General features: G+C 41.7%; 4 protein-coding genes and 1 pseudogene. All 5 read right to left on the bottom strand.

Annotated elements, in window-relative coordinates; genetic code table 11:
- Positions 1–422: pseudogene (locus tag J7R05_RS06740) on the bottom strand (hypothetical protein); the annotation flags it as partial.
- Positions 422–1,465 (bottom strand): tail fiber domain-containing protein, encoded by a 1,044-nt coding sequence (locus J7R05_RS06745; RefSeq protein WP_208541711.1) that lies wholly within the window; start codon positions 1,463–1,465, stop codon positions 422–424. The pseudogene J7R05_RS06740 and the gene J7R05_RS06745, both read right to left, overlap by 1 nt.
- Before the next feature lies 1 nt (position 1,466).
- Positions 1,467–1,895: a hypothetical protein gene (locus J7R05_RS06750; protein WP_246468255.1), complete on the bottom strand. Its 429-nt coding sequence runs from the start codon at positions 1,893–1,895 to the stop codon at positions 1,467–1,469.
- The gene (locus J7R05_RS06755; protein WP_208541712.1) at positions 1,892–3,349 is read right to left on the bottom strand and encodes a hypothetical protein; all 1,458 of its coding nucleotides are present in this window, start codon (positions 3,347–3,349) and stop codon (positions 1,892–1,894) included. The genes J7R05_RS06750 and J7R05_RS06755 overlap by 4 nt, the downstream gene beginning before the upstream one ends.
- Positions 3,349–4,044 carry a phage adaptor protein gene (locus tag J7R05_RS06760; protein ID WP_208541713.1) on the bottom strand — a complete coding sequence of 232 codons (696 nt, stop codon included), beginning with the start codon at positions 4,042–4,044 and terminating at the stop codon, positions 3,349–3,351. The genes J7R05_RS06755 and J7R05_RS06760 overlap by 1 nt, the downstream gene beginning before the upstream one ends.
- Positions 4,045–4,177: the final 133 nt, after the last annotated feature.

A 4,177-nucleotide genomic window follows, 5' to 3' on the forward strand; every position in this document is an offset into this window, starting at 1 on the left:
GCAATATAATTCATTGCATCTTTTTGTTGCTGTTGTGCTTCATTTTGTGAAGGCATATCAATAGGAGAAACAAATTCAGATTGGGGCGCCAACGACACAGCATTCTCTAAAGAATTGCCCTGATAGGGTTGTGGGCCATTGTTTGTTTTGATTGAATAATCTGACAAAGGGGGCATCTGACTTTTTAAATCTATAACAGATACAATTAAATCTTTAAGCCCTTTTTTACCCGTTTCTTCAGGTTCCTCATAAACGCCTCGAATAAGATCCTGAAGAGTAGCCTTTTGTCGATTATAACGCCTGTCTTGTTTATTGATATGCTTAAGGAACGGGTCAGAACGAGCAAAAAAATGCATAAACCCTTTATTATTGCTACCATCTTCTTGATCCAAAGATGGATCTAACGCATCAAACCTAGACATTAGGCAACCCTTTCCATATTAAAACCAAGCTTGCTATAATCAACATGCAAGAATCCGGTGGCAGTATTTAAGAAAACAGCCTCAGGGTTTGTTGCAAGAACATCTTGCGCCATCACCCCTCTATAGCGCTTAGAGCACCCTTTGTAGTTATAATCATAGAGTTTGTGGCCATCTCTATACCCAACCTCAACAATGTTCTCCTTGGCTCTTCGATCACTCAACCCCGTAAGTCCACCAATAATGCCCCCAATACTTCCAACAGTTGCCCATGGATTGTTTGGGACAAGTGTTGTCATTTTCCCTGTTTGTGTACCGTAATTGCCAGAAACAGCTCCTCCTGCGGCCAGTAACTTACTTAACTGATCCCATTCAAGATTATTCTGCTGCTCCCATTTTTCTCGCTCTGCATCAAGTTTTTGCTGATTATTGGCATCAATCAAACTGCCCCCCGCAAGCGCATTCATATTCGCCTGACCTTGACCTTGGAAGAAATTGGAAGCCCCTGCAAGCTGGTTTTGGTTTGCCTGGTCAATCAAACTATTGGCAGCCATCATATTGTTGACATCTTGGTTATATTGCTGTGACATCGCTTGGGTTGCGATGCCCCCCAATTCATTAGCAAGAACCCCCGTATGCGCCCCTGAACCATAGCGCCCTGCTCCTGACATTGAACTGTTAATAGAATTGGCTGTATTGTTTAATGTGTTTTGAAGGGCTTCATTAAAGTAAGGGTTAGCGCCTATTTGCGCTCCAGAAGCCATGTTACTTAAATTTTGACTTGCTGCATTTGGTCCTGTGGCAAGCCCATTTAAATAGCTGTTATTATAGTTTTGAGCCGTATTGTTAAGTCCTGTAATCGCACCCAATGTCTGATCACTCAAATTGGCAACACGATCCCCCTGATAAACCTCCTTCCCACTGCCATTGTTGTAGAGATTCATCGCATCATGGGCACCAAGCTTAAAAATACCTTGTGCCCATGCAGGAGGGGCGTTTGTTTGTGTTGTGTTTTGTGTCATCTTTGGTTTTCTACTTTTTCCCATGTTAAAGCTGCTTTCTATATTCTAAAAGATTAACGCTGTAGCCATGCTCTTTGAGAGATCTCTCCCATCCACGCCGGCCTATGATGATAAGCTCGTCTGCCCCTTGTTCTTTGTAATAGTCCTCAATGTAAGAGATAACCTGGCTTAAATGTTGCCCACCTTTTCCTCCAAGGGTCACAATAACTGCACGCTTTACCCCTGTAACAAGATGGTCCAATTGAGTGGTGACATGAGCCATAAAATTTTCGTGCTCATCAACGATAATCCAAAGAAGCTTTTCTCCCTTTAAAATATCGCTCAAAAGTGTCTCAAGATCATAATCATCGGGAAACTTATCAATAAAATAAGCAATCGATCCTATAATATCACGCCAATAGGGTGCTATTTGCCGAGCACTCCATTGCTGTGTGTTATAAACTTTCAAATTCATCTGATACCTGCAGGTTTGAGCGTTACTTCAAAACCTGTTATATGCGTCCACACTGTCCCCTCTGGTATCCTCAAACGCAACGCATGATAACGCGCCCGTGAGCGAATATTATACATCCCGTGATTATAGCCCGCATAACGCTCGTCTGCCCAATGAAACCTGTTCTTATCATCTAAAATAAAAGCTGCCCCAACGCTTAATAAACCCTCTGTTGTATCGGCTTGAACAAAAGCCTCACTCATCAGGTTTATCTGTCTTGTTGTATTGCCAATCGTTTGTGATGCAATCACCGCTTCCATCGGCGGACCTGCAAAAAGCCCAAATCTATTATCTTGATTAAACGCTCCCAATACTGGGGCACCATTTTGCCATATCTTACTATCAAGAGAAGCGGGCAAATCTATCAAGCGCTTAGAGACTTCATCGAGACCCTCTAAAGTATAACCCACTGCAAATAGGGGAAATAAGAAAAGATCATGCCCCTTGATGACACTCCATGTCTGTAAAATCCAATCATAAACATAGATATGCATTCCAGCGATATCGTCATTGATCGAGAAGTATACCCGTGAATAAACCGGATCAATGCACGCTTTCATGTCATCAATAGCAAAGTTATGATAAAGTGTAAAAACCGTTTTATCAACTTTACCAAAACCAATAGGTAGCATCTCCCCTTCATTATTGATCTGGTAAAAACCATCATCAGCAACAAAGAAAGTATGTTCCCCACGGCTTGCAATGGCTGTGCTGCTTTTTGCTCCTATTTTATCCTTTACTTTCGTAAAACTAAATATAATGCTCGAGCCCGGTACAAATGTCGCATGGTAAATAGAAGATCGCATAAAGATGAATGGGTTGGTTGCTTGTGTTGACCCTTGAACATATTCACCATCTGGAAAATCTTGATAATCACAACTTTTTTCTCCAACAGTCCAACACTGCGCATCATTTAACCCAGACCAATGCACACGGTTTGGATAATCTGTAAGCTTCATCAAACAAACAAAATCACCCCAAACACGCACAATACCAGCCCGTGGAGGCTCCCCTCCCAAATCATCAAATCTCTCATCCTTTTTTAAAGAAAGCACCTGGGGTGCATCGTTGCTATTAACAGCAATGACGTAATCCCCAAAAGAAGCAAAAGACCAAGGCGTTGTCTCATTGGCATGATAGAGCGTATCAGGCTTGCTGATATCTTTCCATCCACGCGTACCATTATCAAACGCGTAAAGCTTGGTTGGTGAACCCACAATGATACGCACACCACCTGATGAACGCACAGTATACACGCTTAAAATCTCATCGGGAAACGGATCTGAGATAGGTGCAACCGTTGGAAAGGGAATATAAGCCTGAGGGGCAGGCAAAACATTCACAATCTCATTCGAATAGCCACTGTTTATAAATGCAGTGTCTGGTCTAAATTCAGCAATAGGGATAAAAGTCATCAGAAATCCGTGTGTTGAATCTGTGCAAAGTTTTTACGCCGTGAGGTCTCAATTTGAAGAACGTTTAACTGTTCTTGAAACATCGCAAGGGCTGTTGCTGCCATCTGTGGCTCTTTGAGTATATTGGCATATAACTCATATTTTGCACGGGTTTTGATAAGCTCATAAGCTTCCAAAAACCACACAGAAGCTTGTCTTGCATTCTCAATGGTTTTAACCCGTATAGGGTCAAGAATAAGCCTGATGGAATAAATATCATCGGGTGTTGGATAAAAAACAAGCTTTTGTGCAAAATAAGCATAGCGTGTGGGCAAACCATGATGAGCCTCATCAAGCCCTTCAATCTCCATTGGATCTACCCGCAAAAGCTTTGACTTATTATGATTATTGCCCTCAATGTAAGCATCAATAATCTGAATAGCCCCACTGATTGAAGGATGAGCCTCATCTCCATAGCGGCTTTTGCCTTTCAATGTGGTCAAGACAACTTCACGGCTTTCATTGAAATAAAAGGGAAACCGTTCACAAAAGCGAATAGCTGAAAATATCGCATTTTGAACCTGATCAACATATTCATTGGTTTGATCATCAATCTCATCTTGAATATCACCAACCATCTGAATAAAATTTTGATCATGAGGAATAATCTCCCCTTTTATCTCAATGGGGCCACCTGTATGAATCGTAATAGCCATCAATAATATTCCCAACATTTAAAAGGGGGGGACGTAAGGAACAAACGCCCCCCTCTTTTAACGATTTGTGTAAAACTCAACAACGATCTCAGCATCCCCTTTGGAGCTTTTCTTGTCTCGTGTAACATAAATC

The sequence above is a fragment of the Bartonella capreoli genome, assembly GCF_902813205.1.
In the GTDB taxonomy this organism is placed as follows: Bacteria; Pseudomonadota; Alphaproteobacteria; order Rhizobiales; family Rhizobiaceae; genus Bartonella; species Bartonella schoenbuchensis.

What these genes read in the sequence shown, in the direction of transcription:
- J7R05_RS06745 (WP_208541711.1), bottom strand. Translation starts at nt 1,465, where the DNA reads ATGGGAAAAAGTAGAAAACCAAAGATGACACAAAACACAACACAAACA.
- J7R05_RS06750 (WP_246468255.1), bottom strand. Translation starts at nt 1,895, where the DNA reads ATGAATTTGAAAGTTTATAACACACAGCAATGGAGTGCTCGGCAAATA.
- J7R05_RS06755 (WP_208541712.1), bottom strand. Translation starts at nt 3,349, where the DNA reads ATGACTTTTATCCCTATTGCTGAATTTAGACCAGACACTGCATTTATA.
- J7R05_RS06760 (WP_208541713.1), bottom strand. Translation starts at nt 4,044, where the DNA reads ATGGCTATTACGATTCATACAGGTGGCCCCATTGAGATAAAAGGGGAG.